Raw genomic sequence first — 22,261 nt, forward strand, 5'->3', positions numbered from 1 at the left:
CAGGAGGCGACACCGTGAGTCGTGTCCTGCTGTTCACCGAAGCCGACGAGAACCGGCGTCTGCTCGCGGAGTGGCTGTCGACGGAGTACGACGTGGCCGTGGGCGACGACGCCACGGCACTCGACCAGGAGTTCGACCTGTGTATCGTCGACCGGGCGATGCTCAGTCGCCACGAGGAGGCGCTGGTCGCCCGCAAAGAGGGCGAGAACCCCGTCTTGCTCCCGTACCTGTTCGTCATCTCCCAGCGAGAACTCGACCGTCTCGGCCCCGACCTCTGGAAACGCATCGACGCCGTCGTCCGCAACCGCGTGGACGAACTCATCACCGCCCCCATCAAGAAGGCGGAGTTGAAGGGTCGCCTCGACAACCTGCTCAACTCCCGGGCGCTCTCGGTGGAGTTGCGAGACCAGCGCGACGCCCTCCGGACGCTCGACCGCCTCAACGCCGTCATCCGGAGCATCGACCAGTCGCTCGTCCGCGCTTCGACGCGCGAGGACATCGAGCAGGCGGTGTGTGACCGCCTCGTCGAGGTCGACCGGTACGTCGCCGCCTGGGTCGGCACCGACAGCGCGACGAGCCGGGACGTGACCCCGCGTGCGGCGGCCGGCGACATCGACGACTACCTCGACGACGTCACCGCGAGCGCGGGGGCCACCGCGAGCGACCCCGCGGGTCGGACCGTCGCCACCGGCGAGGCGACCGTCGTCGACGACGTGGCCGACCACGACGAACCGTGGGCGACGAGCGCCGCCGACCACGGCATCGCCTCGGCCATCGCCGTCCCCATCGTCTACGAGGACACCCGCTACGGCGTCGTCGTCATCTACGCCGACCAGCCGTCGGCGTTCGAAGAGACCGACGAGGTCGCCGTCCTCGAGGAGTTGGGCGAGACCATCGGCCACGCCATCACGGCCGCCGAGAGCAAGCGAGCGCTGTTGACCGACCGTGTCGCGGAGTTGGAGTTCGGCATCGAACTGTCGGAGTCGTTCCTCGCGCAGGTCGCCGACCGGACCGACGCACCCTTCGAGTTCACGGGGATGGTGTCGACGGCCGACGGGTCGTACCTGGAGTACTACTCCGTCGAGACGAACGACCCGGAGACCGTCCTCGAGGTCGGCGAGGAGGCCGCGCGCGTCGACCACGTCCGACACGTCGGCGACCACGGCGGGGAGGCGCTGTTCGAGATGGCGTTCTCCGACGACCACGTCGTCCAGGCCGTCGCCGCCCTCGGGGGGCGGACGACCGGCCTCACCGTCACCGACGGCGTCCACCGCGTCACCGCCGAGTTCCCCCACGACGTCGACCGCCACGCCATCGTCGAGGCGCTCGCTGCGAAGTACGAGGCCGCGACGCTCCGCGCCCAGCGCGAACGCGAACGCGACCGTACCTCCCGACAGGAGCTGTGGGAGTCGTTCCGCGACCGTCTCACCGACCAGCAGTGGAGCGCGCTGAAGACGGCGTACTACGCCGGCTTCTTCGAGTGGCCCCGGTCGAGCACGGGCGAGGAGGTCGCCGACTCGCTCGACATCTCCGCGCCGACGTTCCACGAACACCTCAGAGCGGCTCAGAACAAGCTGCTCATGGTGTTACTGGAGGACTGACCCCGGACACGAGCGACGAACCCTTGATGTCGGTCCGGCCACGCGTTTCGTCGTGAACGAGCCCTCCACCGGTCCGACCGCCCCGGACGGAACGACGAACGACGACTCGTTCGGTCGGATGCTGGCCCTCTGGGTCCTCGTCGGCTTCCCGCTGATAAGCGTCGGCCTGAGCCTCGCCGGGGCGATTCCGACGCGGTTCGGGTTCTCCGAGATGGAAGTCGGGTTCCTGCTCGGGTCGGTCGCGTTCTGTGCCCTCTGGCTCGGCGGGTTCCGACCGTCGCTTCGTGTCGCGGTCGTGTTCTTGTTCGTCGAACAGTTCGTGAGCCTCGTGGTCGTGCTCTCGGCTGCCATCGTCGTGGCCGGCCGACTCGGCGACTTGCAGACGGCCGGTCTCCGGTCGGTCGCCGTCGTACTGGCCGCCTGGCTCGTGTTCGGCGGCGTGGGTCGGCGTGGGGCCGAGTGGGCGTACCGTCGCCTTCGGCGGCAGTTGGGAGTGCCGACCGACGAGCCACGAGAGCGCCGTTGAGCGCCGGCTACGCCAGCACCGCTTCCATCGTCTCGCGCTCCTGTTCGCGGCTCGCCCCGCGGACGAAGCCGACGCGAATCGCGTCGACGCCGTCGATGGCGGCGAACGAATCGAGTCGCTCGCGCACGTCCTCGGGTGTGCCACACGCCGCCAACTCGTCGAGCAGGTCGTCGGGGAGGGCGGCGGCCATCGCCTCGGTGTCGCGGTCGTCCCACGCTGAACGGACCTCCGCGACGACGTCCTCGTACCCCTGTTCGGCGACCGAGTCGCCGTAGAACGGACCGTACGCGCCCATCAGGAACGCGACCATCGAGCGGGTCGCCTCGCGGGCGGCCGCGGGGTCGTCCTCGCTGGCGAAACAGCGAATCAGCGGCGCGACCCGCACGTCGTCGGGCGAACGGTCGCCGAGGTCCGCGCCCCGCTCTAGGTCGCCGAGTCGGTCGCGCAGGCCGTCGGGGGTGAACAGTTGGGGGACCCAACCGTCGGCGAACCGGCCGGCGAGTTCGACGGCCTTCGGGCCGAGGGCGGCCACGTCGATGGGTGGCGGGTCGTCGGGGACGGGCCGTTCGTAGGAGAGACCGCCGAGGTCGAACACGTCGCCGTCGTAGCTCACCCGGCCGCCCTCGTACACCGCGTTGACGACGTCGATGGTCTCGCGCAGGCGACGGAGCGGTCGGTCGAACGTCGCGCCGTGCCAGCGCTCGGCGATGGCGGGTGAACTCGTCCCCAGACCGAGGCGGAACCGGCCGCCGGTGGCCTCGTGCATCGTCAGCGCGGTCTGGGCGAGGACGGTCGGCGCGCGGCCAAAGGGCGAGAGCACGTCCGTCGAGACGCCGACGGTGTCGGTGCGCTCGCCGACGACGGCGAACGTCGTCACCATGTCGCGGCCGGTGGTCTCGCCGGCGGAAACGCGGTCGAATCCGAGGTCCTCGGCGAGACGGGCCTGGTCGGCGACCGAGTCCAGCGTGTCGTGGTCCGAGACCCGGAGGACGAGGTCGTGAGCAGTCATACCCCGACCACGGAACCGGGGAGGGTAACAGTTGGCATGGTCGAGCGCGGCGGCCACGGACAGGACTTTGGTCGCGGTCCGCACACGTTCCGGGGACGAAAACACGTGCGTTCGCACCGGGGAGCGTCACGGCGGTGTTCGCCCGCGAGGCGGGGCTACCGACTGGAACCGGTCGTCGACACCGTCGAGCGTTGTGGACGGGCGGGTGGACGGGCCACGATGACGATGGTCGGCGAGACGGTCGTCTCGACGGGAACCGAGGGGGTGCTGACCGAGCGGACCCGACTGACCGACACCGGAGCGCGACTGCTCGCGACGGCCAACCGCTAGCGTTCCGAGAGCGTCCGTCGGGCCGACCAGACGGTTATCGGTACACTCGTTTCCGGCGGAACGAACCGTCAGGAAGGAGTGAGCGACGCTCTCACTAGGTCCGGGTTTACGACTGAAGCAGACCGTCACATCGACCGAACGGTCCGGTCGGCGACCCCGGGGCCGAGGCTAACGGTGGTCATCGCGCCGACGAATCCCCAGCGTTCGGCAGTTACACGGGGCTGAAAATCCTCACTCGTTTGACAGTAATGGTAGGGTGACGGTCCCGTTCGGACACGAAAACTCGACTGGAACTTCGCTGGAACGGTCACTCGATAAATGCCGTCTTGCCGAGTGACACGGACTGTTGCTCGGTGCAATCGTCGTACAACAGAGTAGTGGGAGGATGGGACGACCTTCAGGGATTATCCCTTGATGTAGCGTCTCAAGCATCCGTATGGTAACAGATAGACTCACTCGGTTGACGACGGGCCGTTCGCGCCGCGTCGTCTTCGTCGCACTCGTCGCGCTCATGGTCACCATCGCTGGCTGCGGTGGCGCCGGACCGTCGAACAACACGACCGACGGCGGTGTCGGCGAGACCACTGACGGCCTCGACGGCGAGACCACCGACGGTGCCGGTGAGACCACCGACGGCGTCGGGACCGGCAACGAGACGACCGACGGTGTCGGCACCGGCAACGAGACCACGGACAACGGGACAGCGACCGACAACGGCACCGACATGAACGCGACCGGGACGGCCAACATCCGCGTCGCGCACATGTCCCCCGACGCGCCCGCGGTGGACGTCTACGTGAACAACGAGACGTTCCTCGAGGGAGCGGAGTACGGTAACATCAGCGAGTACACGGAGGTCGCCCCCGGTGAGTACAACGTCTCCATCACCGAGGCCGGCAACCAGAGCAACGTCGTCTTCGCCGAGAACGTGACCGTCGAGGCGGCGAACTACACCGTCGCCGCCATCGGCGAGATCGGCGAGAACGCCACCGAACCGTTCAGCGTGCTCGTCCTCCAGGACGGGACGATGGACGAGATGATGGAGTCGGGTAACATGACCGAGAACGGCACGGACATGAACGCGACCGAGACCGAGAGCATGAACGAGACCGAGGATACGAACGCCTCGGGCAACGCCTCGGTCCGCATCGTCCACGCCTCGCCCGACGCGGGTGAGGAGAGCGTCCTCGTCAGCGGCACCGACACCGCCCTCGCCGAGAACGTTAGCTTCGGCGACGACCCGGAGTACGTCGAGGTACCCGCCGGTGAGTACACGCTCGACATCGTCGCCGCGAACGACACCGAGACCGTCGTCGCGAGCGTCGACGTGACCGTCGAGGCCGACACGCCCTACACCGCGTTCGCCGCGGGCTACGTGATGGAAGACGCACCCGCCGACGCGCCGTTCGAAGTGTTCGTCGCCATCGACGACCCCGAACTCGCGATGACGATGGACGACGGCACGACGGAGGAGGGCACCGAAGAGGGCAACACGACGACCACCGAGGACGGCTCCTCGGCCCTGGCCCCGCTGTTCGGCTGAGCGCGGACCGATTCGTGTCGGCTCCGCCGACACACCTTGCACGCGACTTTCTTCGACCGGTTCCACGACCAGTACGGTTCCCGACCAGTGACGACACCGTCGTCTTCGCGTTTCGACGGACCCGAAGGGCCGACGGCGGGGCGGTCCCGTCGGCGGCAGGAGACACTCACGGATTCGAGGACGTGACAACTGTTGCCACTACGCAAGCCGACTTATTTAGTTCCGTCGTAGCACCGAATGGATCCGTCGCTACCGTCTGTCATTCCCTTGTGAAGGATCCGTGGCACCGGCCGTTGCCGTCGGCCGGTGACCAACCTGCCACGAACCAGTTCCCGAGTCGTCGACTCGTCGCGACGGACGGTCTCCGGAGGGCCGACCCCCCGTCAGTCGTCGCGGCTGTCCCAGTAGTGGAGCCACTCCGCGAGCGTCGCGCGCACGCCCTCGGTGCGGACGGTGACGTCGCCGTCGAACCCCCAGCGGTAGTGGGTCGTCCCCTCGCCCAGTTCGGCGGGGATGTCGAGCGTGAACTCGGAGAGCGACGCCGAAATCTCGTCTTCACCCTCGATGTTCTCGTCGAGCACGTCCTCCATCACGTCCAGCCACGACGGCGCGTCGGGGGGCCTCGCCGTCTCGTCTGTCATACCGGTAGTCGGACCGCCACCGCCATAGCTCTCACCCCGGACGGGACCGTCTCGCTCGACTGTCCGTCTACCTGTCCGTTCTCCGATATTAATCCGTCCACGCGGCGTAGTGGAGAGCGTAATGTGGGAACTCGGCCCCGACTCCGACGAACCAGAGTGGCGCGTCGTCGACGACGTCCCCTTCGAGAAGACCCTGTTCGCCGTCGTCAGCACCGCCGACGGTCCGTTCGCCATCGGCGACGGCGGGACGATGCTCGCCGACCGCGGCGAGGGCTGGGAGGTGATCTTCGACAGCGGGCCACACACCCGGGACAACCAACTGCGGGCGCTGGCGGTCACCGACGACGGTGAGCGCGTCTGGTTCTCCGGGTCCTCCGGCGCGCTGGGCTGTTACGACGTGACGAGCCGCCGGAAGTTCGACTACTCGATGCCCAAGGAGATGACCTCGACGTGGGAGGCCATCACCGTCGCCGGCCCGCGCGGGAGCGAGAAGGCGCTCGTCTCGAACGGGTCGGGCGAGGTGCTCCCGTTCACGATGGACGGGTTCGACGCCGACTGGGGCATCGCCCGAAAACCGGCGGGCGCTGGCTCGACGATGGCCGCGCTCGGCGCGTCACCGGACGGCATCGGCTACGCCGTCGACACCAGCGGCAACGTGTTCAAGACCACCGCCAAAGACGGCTGGGAGCGCATCGGCATCCGCGACGCGCAGGTGAAGTTCTACGACATCTACGCGGGCGAGAAAGGGCGCGTCTACGTCGCGGCGGGCGACGGGCGCATCTACCGCTACGACGACTCGTACGCGAACTGGACGCCCGTCGGCGTCACCGACACCGCCTCGCTGCGCGCGTTCAGCGCCTACGAGGACGAACTGGTCGTGCTCGGTAACGGCGGCGAGATATACGAGCGCGTCGAGGGCGACCGCTGGGAGGCGGTCCACGCCCCGACCGAGGAGGACCTGTTCGACGTCGCCCTCGGGAAGCCGGACGTCGCCGTCGGTGCGGACGCGACGGTGCTCGAACGACCCCGCGAGGAAGCGCGACAGGCCGGGACGAGCGAGGACGGCGACCAGTTCGAAGGACGTGGCGAGTACCACGATGGGGACGGGAACTCCCCCTCGTAGACCTCGGACTGACTGGCGACGACCCGCCGACCGACTCTTTTCACGACCGCCGCTCACGTGCTGGGAGAGGCCTCAGAAGAACACGCCGCCCGTTACCGACCGGCGTCGCCGGTCGCCGTCCGTTCAAGGAGGAGGCCGCCCGCCCCGACTGCCACGGCGGGGTCGGTGAGCGCGACGCCGTGGATGGCCGCGTCACCGTCGGGGTCGACGGTCGCCCAGTCGCCGTCGCGCCCGACCGCGAGCAGGGCGCTGTCACCGCCAGCGAGCAGTTCATCGCCACGGTGGTCGACCGCCCGGACGGTCGCCTCGCCGACGCCGAACGGGACCCAGTCGTCCTCGTGGGCGTAGACGCGGCCCCCGGAACCACCCACGAGCAGGCGGTCGTCGCGGGCGGCGACACTCGTCAGCGAACCGTCGACGTCGTCGATGCCGATGCACTCCCAGCCGTCGGGCGTCGTTCGGAAGACGTCGCCGTCGCCGTCGACACCGAACCCCAGTGGACCGTCGGCGGCGAGCGCAGCGAGCGCCGTCCCGCCGGTGGGCATCGTCGGGTCGTCCCAGTCCACCTCGTCGTCCTCGACGCCGCCGGCGTGGAGGTTGCCCGAACCGTCGGCGACGAGCAGTTTCTCGTCCCCTCTCGCTCCGGCGATACAGAGCGCCGAGAGCGTGTTCTCGCTCCCGTCGGGGTGCGAGTGGTCGCTCCGCTCGCCGGTCGCCAGGTCGACCGACCCGAGCGCGCCGCCTGCGCCGGCGAACCAGACGCGCTCGCCGTCGTTGGTCGCGTCCACGGTACGGAGCGTCTGCCCGCGAGCGGCGGGACCGTCCTCGACGACGACGCCCCACTCCTCTGCTGCTCGCCCGAGGACGACGCCGCCGGTACCGACGACGACGGGGCCGTTCGCGCTGTCACAGACGTCGTAGAGCGTTCCGGAGACGGGCACCGACGCTCGCCCCCACGTCCCGGGGTCCGGACCGTCGAACTTCCACATGCTCGGAGGGAGGCGCGCCACGCGGATGAACCCGGGCGACCGTCCGACTCGACTCACAGTCTCGGCGGAGTGTCGCCGGCCAGTGTCAGAGGAAACGGATAAGCGACTCCGCCCGAACGCCAGTGCGTGCACGTCATCGACGAGGTCCACATCGCCCCACTGGGCTACGAGTACGACCGCATCCTCGAACCGGTGCGGGCGTACGGCGTGGACGTGGTCTACCTGCTCGAACACGACGGCCCCCCCGAAGAGCGCGCGAGCTACCACGACGAGTTGAAGACCGAACTCGACGAGGAGTGCGAGGTCCGCACGCGGACGGTCGACCTCATGGACATCTACGACGTGCTCGGCGCGGTGACGACGGTGGCCGCCGACCACCCCGACGACATCGTCCGGGTGAACGTCTCCAGCGGGTCGAAGCTGTCGGCGGTCGGGGCGGCCATCGCCTGCATGTGTACCGAGGCGACGCCGTACTACGTCCACCCGGAGGGGTACGCCCACGCCGACCGCGAGGAGCGCCAGAGCTACGGCTACGCCGGCGACGAGGTGCTCCCCGCCTACCCAATCGAGTCGCCCAGTCGCGACCAGGTGGCGACGATGGCGTTCCTCGAAGAGACCAACTCCGACCACCGCACCGCCAAGAAGAAACACCTCATCGACCACGCCGAGGAGGTGGGTCTCTCCTTCATCGCCGACAACCAACCGGCCAACGACAAGGCGAAGTTCGCGCTGTTGAACGCGAACGTCGTCGACCCGCTGGTCGAGGACGGCTACATCGACGTCGAGCGCGTCGGTCGACGCAAGCAGGTGACGCTCACCGACACCGGCCGCGACGCGCTCCGGGCGTTCCGCCACAAGCTCTGAGCCCCGGCGCGCGACGTTCTCGTCGCCGTACTCGTCCGCACGCACCGACAGTCCGCCCGCGAGACGAGTCAGTCGTGCAGATAGTATGGATGGTTCGAATACTATCGATGGTCTGGTTACCCATGAGACAGTACTGAATACACGAAGCGGAGAGGGTACACATGGTGCCCGACAGGGGCACCCCGCCGACGAGGCGGTCGTCGACGTCGCTGCCCGTGACAGCGTCGTCGGCGTGTGCGAGTTCGCTCGCACGCCGCGCGGCGAACGTCAGTCGTCCCCGCTGTGACCGGGTGGTGCTGTGCACCACTGGCAGCCGGACGTGATCCGGCGACTGACAGGCGCTTCGCGCCTCCGGTCGCCGGACGGCTCCGGTGGCCACGTGTGGACGCGACGGTCCCCCTGACCGCGTACGCTTCGGCCCTCCATCCGCGCGGCGCATCCTCCGTGCGCCGCACCGCACGCTCTCCGGCGTGGATTTTCCGAGAACGAGTCGTCGAGAGTCCCTCAGTCGGAGATGGCCGTCGTCGGCTGGGGCGTGTCGACGCTGGCGTCGAACGGCCGCTCCTCGACCGTGACGCCACCGGTGGCGTCGACGGTGACGGTGTAGCCACAGTATGAGAAGACGATGAACCCGTTCATCGACTCGCCGGCACAGAGCGCGTCGAGCGCGTCCGGGTCGATGACGTCGTTGAGCGGTGGTTCGAGCTGCATCGGGTCAACATCTTCTTCGGTGGCCACCTGCTCGATGACGGCCACACTCGGTGGAAGTCGTCCGGTCCCCTGAGACATATTCGGACTGCAGGACAACACGTGTATAAAACCACCGGATATGCACATAGATTAACACGGTACAGAGTGACACACCGACGAGAGAGACCACCACCACACTCATCGGCGGGCGACTCGGCCGCGGACCACCCCACGACCGGTCCGGCCACACCGTAAGCCGTTCGTCGCTCCGCGCCGTCGGTCCGAGTAGATGGAAGGGTCTGCCGGCCGTCGAACGGTCGAGAACCACGACCGACTCGCCTCGTTGCTCGCCGGCGCGGACCTCGCCCGCGGGCGCGCACCGACCGCCGTCGACCACGCGTTCGTCGCCGACGACGCCGACGCCGGCGAGACGTTCCCCCAGTCGGTCGCCAGCGGCGGCCCCACGCCGGCCGGCGTCATCCTCTGGACGCGTCTCGCACCCGACGCCTACGACCCCGCCGAGGGGGTGGGCGTCGAGGTCGCCCACGACGACGCCTTCGAGGACGTCGCGTTCCGCGGGGTCGTCGACAGTCCAGAGCGAGTCCGCGCTCACGACCACACGCTGAAGGTCGACCTCGACGGCCACCTCGCGCCCGACACCGAGTACTGCTACCGATTCGTCCACGACGGCGTCGCCTCCCGGACCGGCCGCTGTCGGACCCTCCCCGACCCCGACTCGTCGCCGGACTCGCTTCGTCTCGGCGTGCTGGCGTGTCAGAACTACGTGCTCGGCTACTACGGCGCGCTCGACCACGTCGCCGCGGCGGACCTCGACTTCGTCCTCCACGTCGGCGACTTCATCTACGAGTCGGCGAGCGACTGTTTCAAGGGACTCGGCAGTCGGTCGTACCCCGACCGGGACCTGACGCTCCCCAACGGCCACGACCGGGTGCGCGACGTCGACGACTACCGCGCCATCTACCGAGCGTACCGCGACGACGAGCACCTCCAGCGCCTCCAGGAGCGCCACACGTTCATCCCCGCGTGGGACGACCACGAACTCGTCAACGACGTCTACTGGGACCCCGAGACGGGCGCGCCCGCCGGCGACCACCCCAGGAGTAACGACCCGGAGTTCATGACCCAGTTGGTCGCCGACGCGCTCCACGCGTGGTGGGAGTACATGCCCGCGCGCCTCCAGTACGACCCCGACGCCGAACACCTCCACGAGCGCTTCCAGCTGTGGCGCTCGGTCCCGTTCGGCGACCTCGTCGACCTGACGCTCACCGACGAGCGCCTGTATCGCTCGCCGCCCCGCGAGACGCTCCCGACCCGGCGGGCGGTCGACCCCGACCGCGAACCGCCCGGCCGGACGATGCTCGGCTACCCACAGCGCGCGTGGCTGCTCGACCGCCTCACCGAGTCGAGCGCGCGCTGGACGGTGTGGGCCGACGAGGTGCTCACCATCCCGTTCCGGATGGGTGCCGGTCGCGCCTCGCTGTTCCCCGTTCAGGGCGGCTGGGACGGCTACACCCGCGAACGCCGACGGCTCACCCGCGCCATCGCCGCCGACCCGCCGCGCAACCTCGTCACGCTCACCGGCGACATGCACGCCTTCCTCGCGGGCTACAAGCAGACCGACTACGCGGTGCTCGGGGACGGCCCCGGCGACCGCCTCGGCGTCGAGTTCATGGCCCCGCCGACGACCAGTCTCAACGTCGCCGAGGCCATCGGCCTCTCTCGTGGTCTGCGCGCGAAGCTCACCGAACCCCTCCTCACGAAGCTGGTGAGCCTGATGAACCCGCACCTGGAGTACGTCAACGCCCATCGCTGGGGCTACTCGGTCGTCGAGTTCACCCGCGACTCCTGTACCTACCTCGGCTACGCCGTCGACAAGGAGACGCCCGAGGACCCCAAGCGCGAACTGCTCGTCGCCTTCGAGGTGCCCGACGGCGAGGTGGAACTGCGGAACGTCACCGACGAACGCCGGGGACGGGAGGAGTAGCCGTCTCGACGGTCCCCACGGGCGGACTGAAAGGGACCGTGTTCTGCGCGTTGCACGACGACACGAGCACTGGAGCGAGCACTAGCGAGCGAAGCGCGCAGCGAGTCGCGCGAGCGCAGAACTCGGGGGCTTTCGAGACCTCAGTATCTCCGGCTGAACAGTCCTCGTCGACATCTCCACCTCGCCCGTATCACTTAATCCGGAACCGACGGAACCCGAGGACATGACCACCGTCTTCGAGGAGCGCACCCGCGCCGCCCAGGAGCGACTCCGCGACCACGACGCCGACCTCGTCCTGTTCCCGAGTCACGACCTCACCTACCTGAGCGGGTTCGAGGAACACCCCGGCGAGCGCCACCTGCTGTTGTTCGTCCCCCGCTCGGGCGACCCCGTCTTCTTCGTTCCCGACCTGTACGGCGAGCAGATCCGCGAGACGTCGTGGGTCCCCGACGTCCGAACCTGGGCCGACGACGACGACCCTCGCGAGGAGTTGGCCGCCGTCCTCGCCGACCTCGACCTGGGCGACCGCCTGCTCGTCGACGACACCATGCACGCACGGTTCACCCAGGACCTCGCGGCGGTCCACGACTGCGAGATGGGACTGGCGAGCGAGGTGCTCGGCCCCCTGCGAGTACGGAAGGACGAGGCGGAACTCGACGCGCTCCGACGGGCCGGCGAGGCGGCCGACGAGGCGGTCGAGGCCGTACGCGCGCTCGGCGACGAGGCCGTCGGGATGACCGAGGACGAACTCGCGGCCGTCGTCGAACGCGAACTGGCGGCCGCAGGCGGCAAGGGCGTCTCCTTCGAGACCATCACCGGGTCGGGGCCGAACGGGGCGATGCCCCACCACACCCACGGCGACCGCGAGGTCGAGGCGGGCGACCCCGTCGTGCTGGACTTCGGGACCGTCGTGGACCGGTACCCCAGCGACCAGACCCGGACGGTCGTGTTCGACGGCGAGCCACCCGAGCAGTTCGAAGAGGTCCACGTCGTCGTCCGGGAGGCCCAGCAGGCCGCCGTCGACGCCGTCGCGCCGGGCGTCACCTGCGAGGCGGTCGACGCCGCGGCCCGCGAGGTCATCGAGGCCGCTGGCTACGGCGAGCAGTTCGTCCACCGGACCGGCCACGGCGTCGGTCTCGACGTCCACGAAGAGCCGTACATCGTCGCGGGGAACGACCGCGAACTGGAACCGGGGATGGTGTTCTCGATAGAGCCGGGGGTCTACCTCCCCGGGGAGTTCGGCGTTCGCATCGAGGACCTCGTCGTCGTCACCGACGACGGCTGCGAACGACTGAACCACACCGACCGCGGCTGGCGCTGTCGACCGTCCGGCCGCTTCGACTGACAGTCCTCGGTAAGTGGTGATTTTGGTCGGGACGATAGGACATAACGAAGCGGTGACGAGTGGACAGGGGGACGAACCATGTCCACACGTGCCACACTTCTCGGCTGTGCGCTCGTCCTCGTCGTCGTCACAGGCGGCGTCGCGGGCCTCGTCCAGCTTCCGTCCGCGACGGCGGCGCTCGCCCAAGACGGCCCGACGACCATCACGGAGTGTACCGCCATCACCGAACCGGGCGCGTACGTTCTCGGGAGCGACATCGGTACCGACGACCCGGACGGCGTCTGTCTGCGGGTGCAGGTCAGCAACGTCTCCATCGACGGGAACGGGTTCGCCATCGACGGTGACGTCACCCTCGACAACGACGACAACTACTTCGACGCCAGACGTGTCGCGCTGCGCGACGTGACCGCCGACGCGGTCACCAGCCTCGCGCTGACCGACGTCGTCGTCACCGACAGCGACCTCGAGGGAGGCGTCCTCGCTCAGTTCTTCAGTAACGTCTCCATCACGGACAACCGCCTCGGTGGCGAGGGCGTCAGGTTCGGCGAGCAGGGCTTCGACGTCACCGTCGCGAACAACACGTTCGACGGTGAGACCGGCGTCTATCTCGACGAACGCGTCCAGCGTGCCCGAATCGTCGACAACGAGTTCGACCTCGGTGGCGACGAGACCAGCCGTGCCGTCTCGATCAGTAGCGTCAGCGGGACGACCCGGGACGTCCTCGTCGCTCGGAACGACATCCGAACGAACGGGACCGAGGGCATCAACGTCGTCGAGGGGAGTATCGACGTCGACGTCCGGGACAACCACGTCGCGGGAGCCGAGACCGGTATCGAGTACCTCGCGGCCCGCGGCACCGTCGCCGGCAACGACGTCCGCGACAACGACGTCGGTATCGCGGTGGTTCCCGTCGAGTCGGTCGGCGGCGTCTACGACGTCGACGTCCGCGACAACCGCATCACCGACAACCGCGTCGGCGTGCTGGTGGAGTTCGCCAGCGACCTCGACGACGTCCGACTCCGGGGGAACCACATCGCCGGGAACGACGAGTTCGGGGTACAGGTCATCGGGCAGGCCCTCGTCCTCGACGCTCGGAACAACGACTGGGGCGCGGCCGACGGACCGTCGAGCGCCCCCGCGAACGACAGCGACGCCCCGTTCGCCGACCCGGTGACGGGCGCGCTGGCCGACGGCTCGGGTGACGCCGTCAGCGAGGGCGACACGCCCGGCGTCTCGAACGTCCGGTTCGACCCGTTCCTCACCGAGAGCGACGGGTCCGACCCGAAACCAGAGCCAGAACCGGAACCGAAACCGGAGCCAGAACCGGAACCGGAGCCAGAACCGGAGGCCAACGTCACCTACTTCCAGGTCGACCTCGCCGCCGGGCCGGTCATCGAGCAGTTCGGGGCGCCCGACAGCGACGGGTTCTACGACGACCAGTCACGACTCGTCGAGTACATCCACGGAACGGTCGAGGACGGTCAGGGCGACTTCGACCGCTCCTCGCTCGCGCCCCCCGACGCGCTCGACCCGGCGGTCGCGGAGTGCGTCGTCGTCCGGTCGGCCGGTCCCGGGTTCGGGGAGCCGACCGTGTCGATGCGGTTCACCGTCGCCGACGGCTGTGAACTCCAGTTGACGCTGGCGAGCTACGAGAAGCCCGGGCCGGGGTGGAGCCGTGCCAACGCCAGCGAACAGCGCCTCGTCGACTTCGAGACGGCCACGTACGGCCCCGGAACCTACACGGTGACCGTCGACCTGCCGTCGGGTGCGGACGCGAACGCGAGCGACGCCCGGTCGCTCACCCCCGCGGTCTCGCTCGCGCCGACGCAGAGGCAGGCCGCGGACTGACCCGACCGCCCCGAGAACCACCAGCCATGGCAGGCATCACCGACACGCTCGGCTGGTCGCTGTTCACCTCCGGAATCGTCACGCTCGCGCTCATCTACGCGCCCGGCGACTCGCTGTACTGGGGCATCGGACTGCTCGTCGTCGGACTCCTCTTGCTCACGCGACGGCTGTTCTGACCCGTCGGGAGAGCGACCACGGACTCTTCGGGACCTCCCGAGACCTCAGTTCACCTCGTTGTGCATCTCCTCGAGCATCGCCTCGACGTCGGCGAACCCGTTTCCGGGCTGTCGGCCGTAGTCGAACTCGCCGTTCCCGTCGGGGGTCTCGCCCCGAGTCCACGGCATCTCGGGGTCCGGACGCTCCTCGTCGAACGTGGACATGAACGTGTAGCTGTACTCCTGGTTCTCCTTCTCCTGAGGGAAGCTCGCCGGGACCGGCAGGTGCTCGCCCAGCGAGTCGACGGCCGCGTGCCACTGGTTCTGGTGCATCGTGTCGCGGGCGATCATGTACGACAGCATGTCCTCCATCCCGGGGTCGTCGGTCATCTCGTAGAGGCGGGTCGCGAGCAGTCGCCCCGTCGACTCCGCCATGATGTTCGCGTAGAGGTCCGCCGCGAGGTTGCCGCTGGCGACGACGTAGTTGCCCGTGAACGGGACGCCGTTGCTGTCGACGGGCATCGCGTGGAGCCCCGCCGACAGCGCCTGCCGAGGCTGGCCGTGGCTCATCATCGCGTCGATGACCGCGTCCTCGCGGGCGGCTTCGCGGGTCGCCTCGGGTGCGCCTTCGAGGTTCTTCGTGACGGCGGTAGCGAGCATCTCGATGTGGCCCAGCTCCTCGACGGCCGTCTCCATCAGCAGCGTCCGGTACTCCTCGTGTTCGCGCGGGACCGCGAACGCCTGGAACATGTACTGGAGCGCGACGCGCATCTCGCCTTCCGCGCCACCGATAGCCTGCTGGAGCATCTTCGCGAACTGCGGGTCCGGCTCCTCGACCTCGACCTCGTACTGGAGCGTGTCTTCGTGGTAGAACATGGTCGACGAATGCGACACGCGAGTGAGAGGAAGTGCCGTCGCTTGCCCCCGCAGTGCGGGTATGAACGGCATGCGGTCGCAACGTCACTACGCACCCCCGTAACGGCAGAAAAGTCGAGTGTCTTCAGCGCTCGTTCACGCTCAGGACCTTCCCGGCGGCGATGGTCTGGCCCATGTCGCGGATGGCGAAGCTGCCGAGTTCCGCGATTTCGCCCGACGGCTCGATGCTGAGCGGTTTCTGCGGGCGCAGAGTCACGACGGCGGCGTCGCCGGACTTGACGAAGTCCGGGTTCTCCTCGCTCACCTCGCCCGACGCGGGGTCGATCTTCTGGTCGAGCGACTCGAACGTGCAGGCGACCTGCGCGGTGTGGGCGTGGATGACCGGCGTGTACCCGGCGGTGATGACGCTGGGGTGTTGCATCACGACGATCTGGGCCTGGAACGTCTCGGCGACCGTCGGCGGGTCGTCGGCCGGCCCACAGACGTCACCGCGGCGGATGTCGTCCTTGCCGATGCCGCGGACGTTGAACCCGACGTTGTCGCCCGGCCCCGCTTCCGGGACCTCCTCGTGGTGCATCTCGATGGTCTTCACCTCGCCGCTCACGTCCGAGGGCTGGAACGAGACGTTCGTCCCGACGTTGAGCGTCCCCGTCTCGACGCGGCCGACCGGGACCGTCCCGATGCCGGAGATGGTGTAGACGTCCTGGATGGGGAGTCTGAGCGGCGCGTCCGTCGGCGGCTGAGGCTCGGGCAGGCTGTTGAGCGCCTCGAGGATGATGGGGCCGTCGTACCACGGCATGTTGCCGGTCCGCTCGGCGATGTTGTCGCCCTCGAACGCCGAACACGGGATGAAGCTGGCGTCCTCCGAGCGGAAGCGGACCTGCTGGAGCAGTTTCTGGACGTCCGCTTTCACCTCTCCGTAGGTGTCCTCGCTGTAGTCGACGAGGTCCATCTTGTTGACCGCGACGATGAGTTCGCCGATGCCCAGCGTGCGGGCGAGGAAGACGTGCTCTCGGGTCTGCGGGGCGACACCGTCGTCGGCGGCGACCACCAGTACGGCGTGGTCGGCCTGGCTCGCGCCCGTGATCATGTTCTTCACGAAGTCGCGGTGACCCGGTGTGTCGACGATGGTGAAGTAGTACTCGTCGGTGTCGAATCGCTGGTGGGCTATGTCGATGGTGACCCCGCGTTCGCGCTCCTCGGCGAGGTTGTCCATCACGTAGGCGAACTCGAACCCGCCTTTCCCCTTCTCCTCTGCTTCCTCGCGGTACTGCTCGATGACGTGCTCGGGGACGTTCCCGGTCTCGAACAGGAGACGGCCGACGAGCGTGCTCTTCCCGTGGTCGACGTGGCCGATGACGGCCAGGTTCTGGTGCGGTTTGTCTGCCATGGTGGTGTCACGCGCGCCGACGGCGCGCTGATTGGAAGTAGTTACCAAGCAGCGGTCAAAACGATTGTGCCCTCTATTGACACCTTCACCGGACCGGACCGGTCGGAACCCGGACTGTTCGACGCCGAACTCAGTCGGTCTCGGGACGCCGCCCTGCGAGCGCCCAGTACGCCTTCGCGGCCGGGGCCGAGGGCGCGGCGACGACCACCGGCTTGCCGAGGTCCTGGCTCCGCGGGACGGCGTCGTCGCGCGGGACGGCCGCCGCGATGGGGGCGTCGAGGCGTCGGCGCACGTCGTCCAGTTGGTCGCGGTCGGTCACCTTCACCACCACACAGCCCTCGACGCGAGCGTCGACGCGTTCGGCGACCTCCGCCGTCGTCGCGGCGGCCTCGACCGACGCCTCGTCGGGCGTCGTCGCGAGCAACACGCGGTCGGCCAACTGCATCGGGACGACCGTGTCGTGGCTCAACCCCGGTCCGCCGTCGACGACGACGACGTCGTAGCGCTCGCGGAGCGTCCCGACGACGGGGCGCAAGCGAGCGATGTCGACGCCGGCGAACGCCGCCGCGCCGGGCGTTCCGGGCAGGACGTCGAACCCGACGTGCTCGACGAGTGCCTCGTCGACCTCGGTCTCCCCCGCGAGCACGTCGTGCAACGAGGGACTCGAAGAACAGTCGAGGTGCGAGGTGAGCGCCGGCGTCGCGAGGTCGGCGTCGACGACGACCGTCTCGCGGTTGCTCGCGCCGAACATCGCCCCGAGGTTCGCCGCCGTCGTCGACTTCCCCACACCCCCCTTCGCGCTCGTGACGGTGTAGACGCGCCCGTCGCCCCCCATGGCCCTTTACAGCGCCTCCGTCTCGCCGTCGGCGGTCGACACCGTGACCCGGCCCGTCGCCACGTCGAGTTCGACCGTCCGACCGACGTCGCCGCCGACCGCTTCGGCGACGACCGGCACCTCCAACGAGTCGAGTTGGTCGCGGGCGGCCTCGACGTTCCGTGCGCCGGCCCCCGCCGCGAGGTTCTGCAACTCGAAGATGGTCGCACCACCGACGATGGTCGCCTCCACGTCGCCGAAGCCGGCACCCGTGCCGACCATCTCACGCAGCAGCGACTCGACGGCCGCGTCGACGTACTTGCCGGGCGCACCGCCGCTTGCGGGCTGTCTCGGGAGCATCGCGTGGGTCACCCCACCCACACCCGCCGCCTCGTCGTAGAGGACGACCGAGACGCACGCACCGAGACCGTAGGCGACGAGCGTCTGCTCGCCCGTCCCGACGACGTAGTTCGAGACGCCGACGAGCAGCCGTTCGGGACCCGCGGTGTCGTCGGAGCCCGACGCGAACGTCTTCACAGGTCCACCCCCTCGATGTCGCCGATCTCCTGGAGGTCGTCGGAGTTCGGCCCGCCCTGCGCGGCGGTGAACTCCGCTTGCACCTGGACGGACTCGACGTTCGTCACGTCGAGGCGTTCGAGCGCGGCTTCGAGGTCCGTCTCGTTCGGGATGGCGTAGATGTCGAGGTCGAACTCCGTGTCGACCGCCTTCAGTCGCGTGTCGAAGACGAACGCGAACTCCTGGCCCTCCGAGAGCCCGACGATGAGCGGGTCGACCACTGCGGGACCCATGTCGTGGGCGAACGTCGGCGTCGTGTGGTCGATGGTGGTGTCGAGTAGGTTCGCCCACCCGTCGAGCAGCCCCGACGCCATGATGTTCGACAGCTCCTGGACCGCGTCCTGTCCCATCGCGCTGAGGCCCTCGCCGTCGGTCGACTCGCCGACGGTCGCCTCGACCAGTTGGTTGGCCGAGCGCTCGCTGAACAGGAACAGCAGGTAGCCCGACGGCAGGCCGTCGAAGCTGAACGCGACGCTGACCTGCGGTTCGGCGGGCACGTCCTCCGGGATGGCGTCGAGCGAGACGAAGTTGATGCGCCGGATGTCGACGTCCATGTCGATGCCCGTCATCTTCGTCAGGTTCTCGGCGACGGTCTCCGCGCCGCGGTGGGCCATCCGGTCGAAGCCGACTAGCTTCTCGTACTCCAGGGAGTAGCCCGCCGTCCGGCGCTCGAACAGCGCCTCGATGGAGTCGCGCTCGGGCATGAAGTAGTGTTTAAACGCGAACTCGGTGCCGACGGCCTCTATCTGACTGCGGAAGACGAGCGCCAGTTCGTCCGCGGGCGCGACGTCGTCGGCGTCGAGGAACGCGTCGGGACTGGTGCCGTCGACGTACTCCGGCGTCGAGACGTCGATCTCGGTCTGGAGCACGTCCGCCCAGCCGTCGACGAAGCCGCTGTTCATGATCTGGCTGACCTCGGCGACCGCGCTCTGGGTCAGGTTCTCCTCGTCCATGTCCGCGGTGAGCGTCGCGGCGACCTCGCGGGCGCTGTCCTCGTCGAACAGCAACAGCGAGGTGCCCTCGACGCCCTCCGACAGTTCGACGCGGATACCGACCTTCCGCACGTCGTCGTCGAGTTCTGCGCGGATGGCGGGTCCGGTCGTGAAGTCCAGGCGCGTCACGCCGACGCGCGTCTGGATGTCCGTCATCGGCGTCAGCCGACCGGCGGCGAGTTCGGCACCCTCACGAGCCATCTCGTAGAAGGTGCCGAGCGCCTCCACGTCCAGCATCATGGCCGGACTCTCCGGACGTCGATACGGTCGAGGATCTTGAGCATCACCGCGTTGCGCGGGAACAACAGCACGTTGAGGCTGATGTCGTACGCCGGCAGTCGAACCGCCGAGGAGACGTACAGCCCCAGGTCCTCACCCTCGTCGAGGACGGTGTTGACCAGCGCCTGTTCGGTCGCCTGGACGGGCGACGGTGCGCCGACGTCGATCTCCTGTTCGAACGTGTCGGCCCACGCGTCGACGAACCCGGCGGCCACCATCGCGCCGAGTTCGGTGATGGCGCTGCGGGCCATCTTGTGACTCGGCGTCTCGCCCGGTGCGAGCCCCTCCTGTAGCATCATCCGGGCGGCGTTGTTCGCGCTCGCCATCGGGAACCAGACGACGGCGAACCCGAACGGCGCGCCGGGCAGTTTCATCTTCACGCCGACGCGTTCGGTGTCCTCGAACGTCACGTCGAGCAGGTCCCGCCGGGCGAAGCCGTGTGCGACCTGTTCGGAGACGACGTTCGCGTCGTGTTTCAGCCCCTGGAGGCGCTGTTCGATACCGCCGATGCCGATGTCGCCGAGCCGGTTGAGCACCGCCAGCGACTTCATGTCGATCTGGTGGCGCTGGCTCGGTCGGTTGGGATTGCTCGTCTTGCTCATATCGTTGCCACGTCGATGATGTTCACTAGCTCACCGTCACCCAGCAGCGTCGCGCCGCTGACGCCCGGCACCTCGCCGAGCGGCCCCTCGAACGGACGGATGACGACCTCGCGGGTCTCGACGACCCGGTCACAGTGTAACGCCGCCCGTCGCGTCTCGGGTCGGAGGCGAACCGCCACGCCCTGCTCCTCGTGGGAGCCGGGGGTGGAGAGCGCCTCCTCGATGCGGACGAGCGGGTACTCGTCCGACCCGTCGAGGGCGACGTGCTGTTCGCCGTCGGTGGTGTCGCGCAGCGACGCCGGTTCGACCTCCTCGATGGCGGTCAGCGGGATGCCGTAGCGCTCCTCGCCCGACTGGACGAACATGACCTCCGCGACGGCCACGGTGATGGGCAGTCGCAGGCGGACGGTCGTCCCCTCGCCGGGCGTACTCTCGACCTCGACGCTGCCACCGAGGTCGGAGGTGACGCGGTCGACGACGTCCATGCCGACGCCGCGACCGCTGACGTCGGTCACCTCCTCGGCCGTCGAGAAGCCCGCCTCGAACACGTACGGGAACAGTTCGTCTGCGGGGAGTTCGGCGGCCTCCTCGGCGCTCAGCAGGTCGTTGTCGACGACACGCTGTCGCACGGCGTCGACGTCGATGCCACGGCCGTCGTCCTCGATCTCGATGACGACACCGTCGCGGGCGCGTTCGGCACGCACCTCGACGGTCCCCTCCGGGTCCTTCCCGGTGGCCTCGCGGGCCTCGGGGGACTCGATACCGTGGTCGACGGCGTTGCGGACGACGTGGACCAACGGCGAGCCGAGTCGGTCGATGACCGACCGGTCGAGACCGACCTCGCGACCGCTCACGTCGAGCGCGACGCGTTTGTCCTGCGCTCGGGCGGTGTCACGCACGAGGCGCTGGAGGTCGCGGGTCGCCGTCTCGAACGGCATCAGTCGCAGGTCCATGACGGTCCGACGGAGGTTCGCCGTGACCGACTGGAGTCGCGACAGCGCGTCGACGGTGTCCTCGTCGCGCGAGACGCCGAGCGACCCTTCGAGTCGGTAGCGGGTCGTGGTCAGCTCCTCGACCATCGACAGCAGCGCCTCCGCGTTCTCCACGTCGACCGTGATGGACTGGACGCGGTCGCGGTCGACGCGCCCGCGCTCGTCGGCCGGGTCCGCGAACGCGTCGGCGACCGAACTGTCGGCGAGGGAGGTGACCGTCCGGGTGACGGCCGCCTCGTCGTCGCCGAACAGCTGTCCGAACCGACTCTCGAACGCCTCGGTCGCCGTGTCGCGGGCGAACTCGACGTCCGACTCGCGCTCCTCGAACGAGGCGTCGAGCAGTTCGTCGACGTCCGCGTCGAGTTCCGGTTCCTCGTCCGCCTCGTCGCTCGCCGCGAGGTCGTCGAACCCGTCGTCCGACAGCAGGTCCTCGACGTCCGCGTCGAGTTCCGGTTCCGCCTCGTCGGCGGGCGTCGCGGCCGACAGGTCGTCGGCCGGCACTGCCGGCACGTCGACCGGACCGCTCGCCGCCTCGACCGCGGACGTGAGGTCCGCAGGCAGTTCCGGTGGCGTCGGACCGACCGCCGGGACGTCCGGAGCCGGCCCCTCCGCGGCGGTCACCGCCGCGGTGAGGCCCTCGGGGTGAGCCGGCGGTTCCGGCGTCGTCGGTCCGTCCGTGGCCTCGGTCTCCTCGGAGGTGTCGGCCTCCTCGGAGGGTTCGGTCGCGTCGGCGACTTCGACGGCCGCCGCCTCGATGGCCGCCTCCGTCCCCATCCCCGCGTCGAGCGCGTCGAGTGCGGTCTCGACCGCGTCGCGGGTCATCCCGGGACGGTAGACCGAGCGCTCGCCGGCGTGGCGCTGGAGGTCGCCCCAGTCCAACGCCGCGTAGTCGACCGCTGGCGTCTCCTGGGCGGCCGTCTCCTCGGACGCGTCGTCCGTGGCCGGCGGTTCGTCGGCCGGTACGGCCGGCACGTCGACCGGACCGCTCGCCGCCTCGACCGCGGACGTGAGGTCCGCAGGCAGTTCGGGCGGCGTCGGACCGACCGCCGGGACGTCCGGGGCCGGCCCCCC

Annotated in this window: 20 protein-coding genes (1 of these 20 running past the window's edge); 9 read left to right on the forward strand and 11 right to left on the reverse strand. The window is 69.0% G+C overall.

What is annotated here, in order from left to right:
• The first annotated feature begins 14 nt into the window (after positions 1-14).
• Together M1L36_RS05560 and M1L36_RS05565 are read left to right on the forward strand one after the other, a co-directional pair.
• Positions 15-1,601, forward strand: a complete 1,587-nt coding sequence (locus tag M1L36_RS05560; protein ID WP_250872735.1) for a bacterio-opsin activator domain-containing protein — start codon at positions 15-17, stop codon at positions 1,599-1,601.
• A gap of 52 nt (positions 1,602-1,653) precedes the next feature.
• Positions 1,654-2,127: a hypothetical protein gene (locus M1L36_RS05565; RefSeq protein ID WP_250872736.1), complete on the forward strand. Its 474-nt coding sequence runs from the start codon at positions 1,654-1,656 to the stop codon at positions 2,125-2,127.
• A gap of 7 nt (positions 2,128-2,134) precedes the next feature.
• Here the strand turns inward: M1L36_RS05565 and M1L36_RS05570 are convergent, their stop codons facing one another.
• The gene (locus M1L36_RS05570; protein WP_250872737.1) at positions 2,135-3,136 is read right to left on the reverse strand and encodes a TIGR04024 family LLM class F420-dependent oxidoreductase; all 1,002 of its coding nucleotides are present in this window, start codon (positions 3,134-3,136) and stop codon (positions 2,135-2,137) included.
• Positions 3,137-3,902: 766 nt separating this feature from the next.
• Here M1L36_RS05570 and M1L36_RS05575 point away from each other — a divergent pair.
• Positions 3,903-5,009, forward strand: coding sequence for a DUF4397 domain-containing protein (locus M1L36_RS05575; protein ID WP_250872738.1), 1,107 nt, complete (start codon positions 3,903-3,905; stop codon positions 5,007-5,009).
• Positions 5,010-5,392: 383 nt separating this feature from the next.
• On the opposite strand, the gene M1L36_RS05580 is transcribed toward M1L36_RS05575, so the two are convergent.
• Complete coding sequence (locus M1L36_RS05580; RefSeq protein WP_250872739.1) at positions 5,393-5,650, reverse strand: hypothetical protein; 258 nt, start codon at positions 5,648-5,650, stop codon at positions 5,393-5,395.
• Between the two features lie 121 nt (positions 5,651-5,771).
• On the opposite strand from M1L36_RS05580, the gene M1L36_RS05585 reads away from it, so the two are divergent.
• Positions 5,772-6,773: a sialidase family protein gene (locus M1L36_RS05585; protein WP_250872740.1), complete on the forward strand. Its 1,002-nt coding sequence runs from the start codon at positions 5,772-5,774 to the stop codon at positions 6,771-6,773.
• A 92-nt stretch (positions 6,774-6,865) separates the two neighbouring features.
• On the opposite strand, the gene M1L36_RS05590 is transcribed toward M1L36_RS05585, so the two are convergent.
• Positions 6,866-7,762: a beta propeller repeat protein gene (locus M1L36_RS05590; protein WP_250872741.1), complete on the reverse strand. Its 897-nt coding sequence runs from the start codon at positions 7,760-7,762 to the stop codon at positions 6,866-6,868.
• A 126-nt stretch (positions 7,763-7,888) separates the two neighbouring features.
• Between M1L36_RS05590 and M1L36_RS05595 the strand changes: the two genes are divergently transcribed.
• Complete coding sequence (locus M1L36_RS05595; protein WP_250872742.1) at positions 7,889-8,626, forward strand: HFX_2341 family transcriptional regulator domain-containing protein; 738 nt, start codon at positions 7,889-7,891, stop codon at positions 8,624-8,626.
• A 504-nt stretch (positions 8,627-9,130) separates the two neighbouring features.
• On the opposite strand, the gene M1L36_RS05600 is transcribed toward M1L36_RS05595, so the two are convergent.
• Complete coding sequence (locus tag M1L36_RS05600) at positions 9,131-9,415, reverse strand: HalOD1 output domain-containing protein (RefSeq protein ID WP_250872743.1); 285 nt, start codon at positions 9,413-9,415, stop codon at positions 9,131-9,133.
• 190 nt (positions 9,416-9,605) lie between these two features.
• On the opposite strand from M1L36_RS05600, the gene M1L36_RS05605 reads away from it, so the two are divergent.
• The 4 genes from M1L36_RS05605 (at position 9,606) to M1L36_RS05620 (ending at position 14,690) form a co-directional block, all read left to right on the forward strand.
• Positions 9,606-11,321, forward strand: a complete 1,716-nt coding sequence (locus M1L36_RS05605; protein WP_250872744.1) for an alkaline phosphatase D family protein — start codon at positions 9,606-9,608, stop codon at positions 11,319-11,321.
• A 223-nt stretch (positions 11,322-11,544) separates the two neighbouring features.
• Positions 11,545-12,666, forward strand: a complete 1,122-nt coding sequence (locus tag M1L36_RS05610; protein ID WP_250872745.1) for a M24 family metallopeptidase — start codon at positions 11,545-11,547, stop codon at positions 12,664-12,666.
• 78 nt (positions 12,667-12,744) lie between these two features.
• Positions 12,745-14,514 carry a right-handed parallel beta-helix repeat-containing protein gene (locus tag M1L36_RS05615; protein ID WP_250872746.1) on the forward strand — a complete coding sequence of 590 codons (1,770 nt, stop codon included), beginning with the start codon at positions 12,745-12,747 and terminating at the stop codon, positions 14,512-14,514.
• Positions 14,515-14,540: 26 nt separating this feature from the next.
• On the forward strand, positions 14,541-14,690 hold the full coding sequence (locus tag M1L36_RS05620; protein WP_250872747.1) for a hypothetical protein: 150 nt from the start codon (positions 14,541-14,543) through the stop codon (positions 14,688-14,690).
• A 45-nt stretch (positions 14,691-14,735) separates the two neighbouring features.
• On the opposite strand, the gene M1L36_RS05625 is transcribed toward M1L36_RS05620, so the two are convergent.
• The 7 genes from M1L36_RS05625 to M1L36_RS05655 all read right to left on the reverse strand — a co-directional run.
• Complete coding sequence (locus M1L36_RS05625) at positions 14,736-15,545, reverse strand: manganese catalase family protein (RefSeq protein ID WP_250872748.1); 810 nt, start codon at positions 15,543-15,545, stop codon at positions 14,736-14,738.
• Between the two features lie 124 nt (positions 15,546-15,669).
• Positions 15,670-16,935, reverse strand: a complete 1,266-nt coding sequence (tuf, locus tag M1L36_RS05630) for a translation elongation factor EF-1 subunit alpha (RefSeq protein WP_250872749.1) — start codon at positions 16,933-16,935, stop codon at positions 15,670-15,672.
• A 130-nt stretch (positions 16,936-17,065) separates the two neighbouring features.
• Complete coding sequence (locus tag M1L36_RS05635; RefSeq protein ID WP_250872750.1) at positions 17,066-17,770, reverse strand: MinD/ParA family ATP-binding protein; 705 nt, start codon at positions 17,768-17,770, stop codon at positions 17,066-17,068.
• Between the two features lie 6 nt (positions 17,771-17,776).
• Positions 17,777-18,286, reverse strand: coding sequence for a chemotaxis protein CheD (locus tag M1L36_RS05640; protein ID WP_250872751.1), 510 nt, complete (start codon positions 18,284-18,286; stop codon positions 17,777-17,779).
• On the reverse strand, positions 18,283-19,557 hold the full coding sequence (locus M1L36_RS05645; RefSeq protein ID WP_250872752.1) for a chemotaxis protein CheC: 1,275 nt from the start codon (positions 19,555-19,557) through the stop codon (positions 18,283-18,285). The genes M1L36_RS05640 and M1L36_RS05645 overlap by 4 nt, the downstream gene beginning before the upstream one ends.
• Positions 19,554-20,198, reverse strand: coding sequence for a chemotaxis protein CheC (locus M1L36_RS05650; protein ID WP_250872753.1), 645 nt, complete (start codon positions 20,196-20,198; stop codon positions 19,554-19,556). Before M1L36_RS05650 ends, M1L36_RS05645 begins: the two co-directional genes overlap by 4 nt.
• Positions 20,195-22,261, reverse strand: the 3' portion of a protein-coding gene (locus M1L36_RS05655) for an ATP-binding protein (RefSeq protein ID WP_250872754.1). 1,509 nt of this gene lie beyond the right edge of the window; the window shows 2,067 of its 3,576 coding nt (coding positions 1,510-3,576); the start codon falls outside the window, past its right edge; the stop codon is at positions 20,195-20,197. The genes M1L36_RS05650 and M1L36_RS05655 overlap by 4 nt, the downstream gene beginning before the upstream one ends.

This window comes from Halomarina rubra (genome assembly GCF_023699475.1).
Classification (GTDB): Archaea; Halobacteriota; Halobacteria; order Halobacteriales; family Haloarculaceae; genus Halomarina; species Halomarina rubra.

Coding starts and splice junctions, on each gene's coding strand:
- M1L36_RS05605 (WP_250872744.1), top strand. CDS start 9,606: ATGGAAGGGTCTGCCGGCCGTCGAACGGTCGAGAACCACGACCGACTC.
- tuf (WP_250872749.1), bottom strand. CDS start 16,935: ATGGCAGACAAACCGCACCAGAACCTGGCCGTCATCGGCCACGTCGAC.
- M1L36_RS05635 (WP_250872750.1), bottom strand. CDS start 17,770: ATGGGGGGCGACGGGCGCGTCTACACCGTCACGAGCGCGAAGGGGGGT.
- M1L36_RS05620 (WP_250872747.1), top strand. CDS start 14,541: ATGGCAGGCATCACCGACACGCTCGGCTGGTCGCTGTTCACCTCCGGA.
- M1L36_RS05615 (WP_250872746.1), top strand. CDS start 12,745: ATGTCCACACGTGCCACACTTCTCGGCTGTGCGCTCGTCCTCGTCGTC.
- M1L36_RS05645 (WP_250872752.1), bottom strand. CDS start 19,557: ATGATGCTGGACGTGGAGGCGCTCGGCACCTTCTACGAGATGGCTCGT.
- M1L36_RS05610 (WP_250872745.1), top strand. CDS start 11,545: ATGACCACCGTCTTCGAGGAGCGCACCCGCGCCGCCCAGGAGCGACTC.
- M1L36_RS05580 (WP_250872739.1), bottom strand. CDS start 5,650: ATGACAGACGAGACGGCGAGGCCCCCCGACGCGCCGTCGTGGCTGGAC.
- M1L36_RS05600 (WP_250872743.1), bottom strand. CDS start 9,415: ATGTCTCAGGGGACCGGACGACTTCCACCGAGTGTGGCCGTCATCGAG.
- M1L36_RS05650 (WP_250872753.1), bottom strand. CDS start 20,198: ATGAGCAAGACGAGCAATCCCAACCGACCGAGCCAGCGCCACCAGATC.
- M1L36_RS05570 (WP_250872737.1), bottom strand. CDS start 3,136: ATGACTGCTCACGACCTCGTCCTCCGGGTCTCGGACCACGACACGCTG.
- M1L36_RS05585 (WP_250872740.1), top strand. CDS start 5,772: ATGTGGGAACTCGGCCCCGACTCCGACGAACCAGAGTGGCGCGTCGTC.
- M1L36_RS05590 (WP_250872741.1), bottom strand. CDS start 7,762: ATGTGGAAGTTCGACGGTCCGGACCCCGGGACGTGGGGGCGAGCGTCG.
- M1L36_RS05575 (WP_250872738.1), top strand. CDS start 3,903: ATGGTAACAGATAGACTCACTCGGTTGACGACGGGCCGTTCGCGCCGC.
- M1L36_RS05625 (WP_250872748.1), bottom strand. CDS start 15,545: ATGTTCTACCACGAAGACACGCTCCAGTACGAGGTCGAGGTCGAGGAG.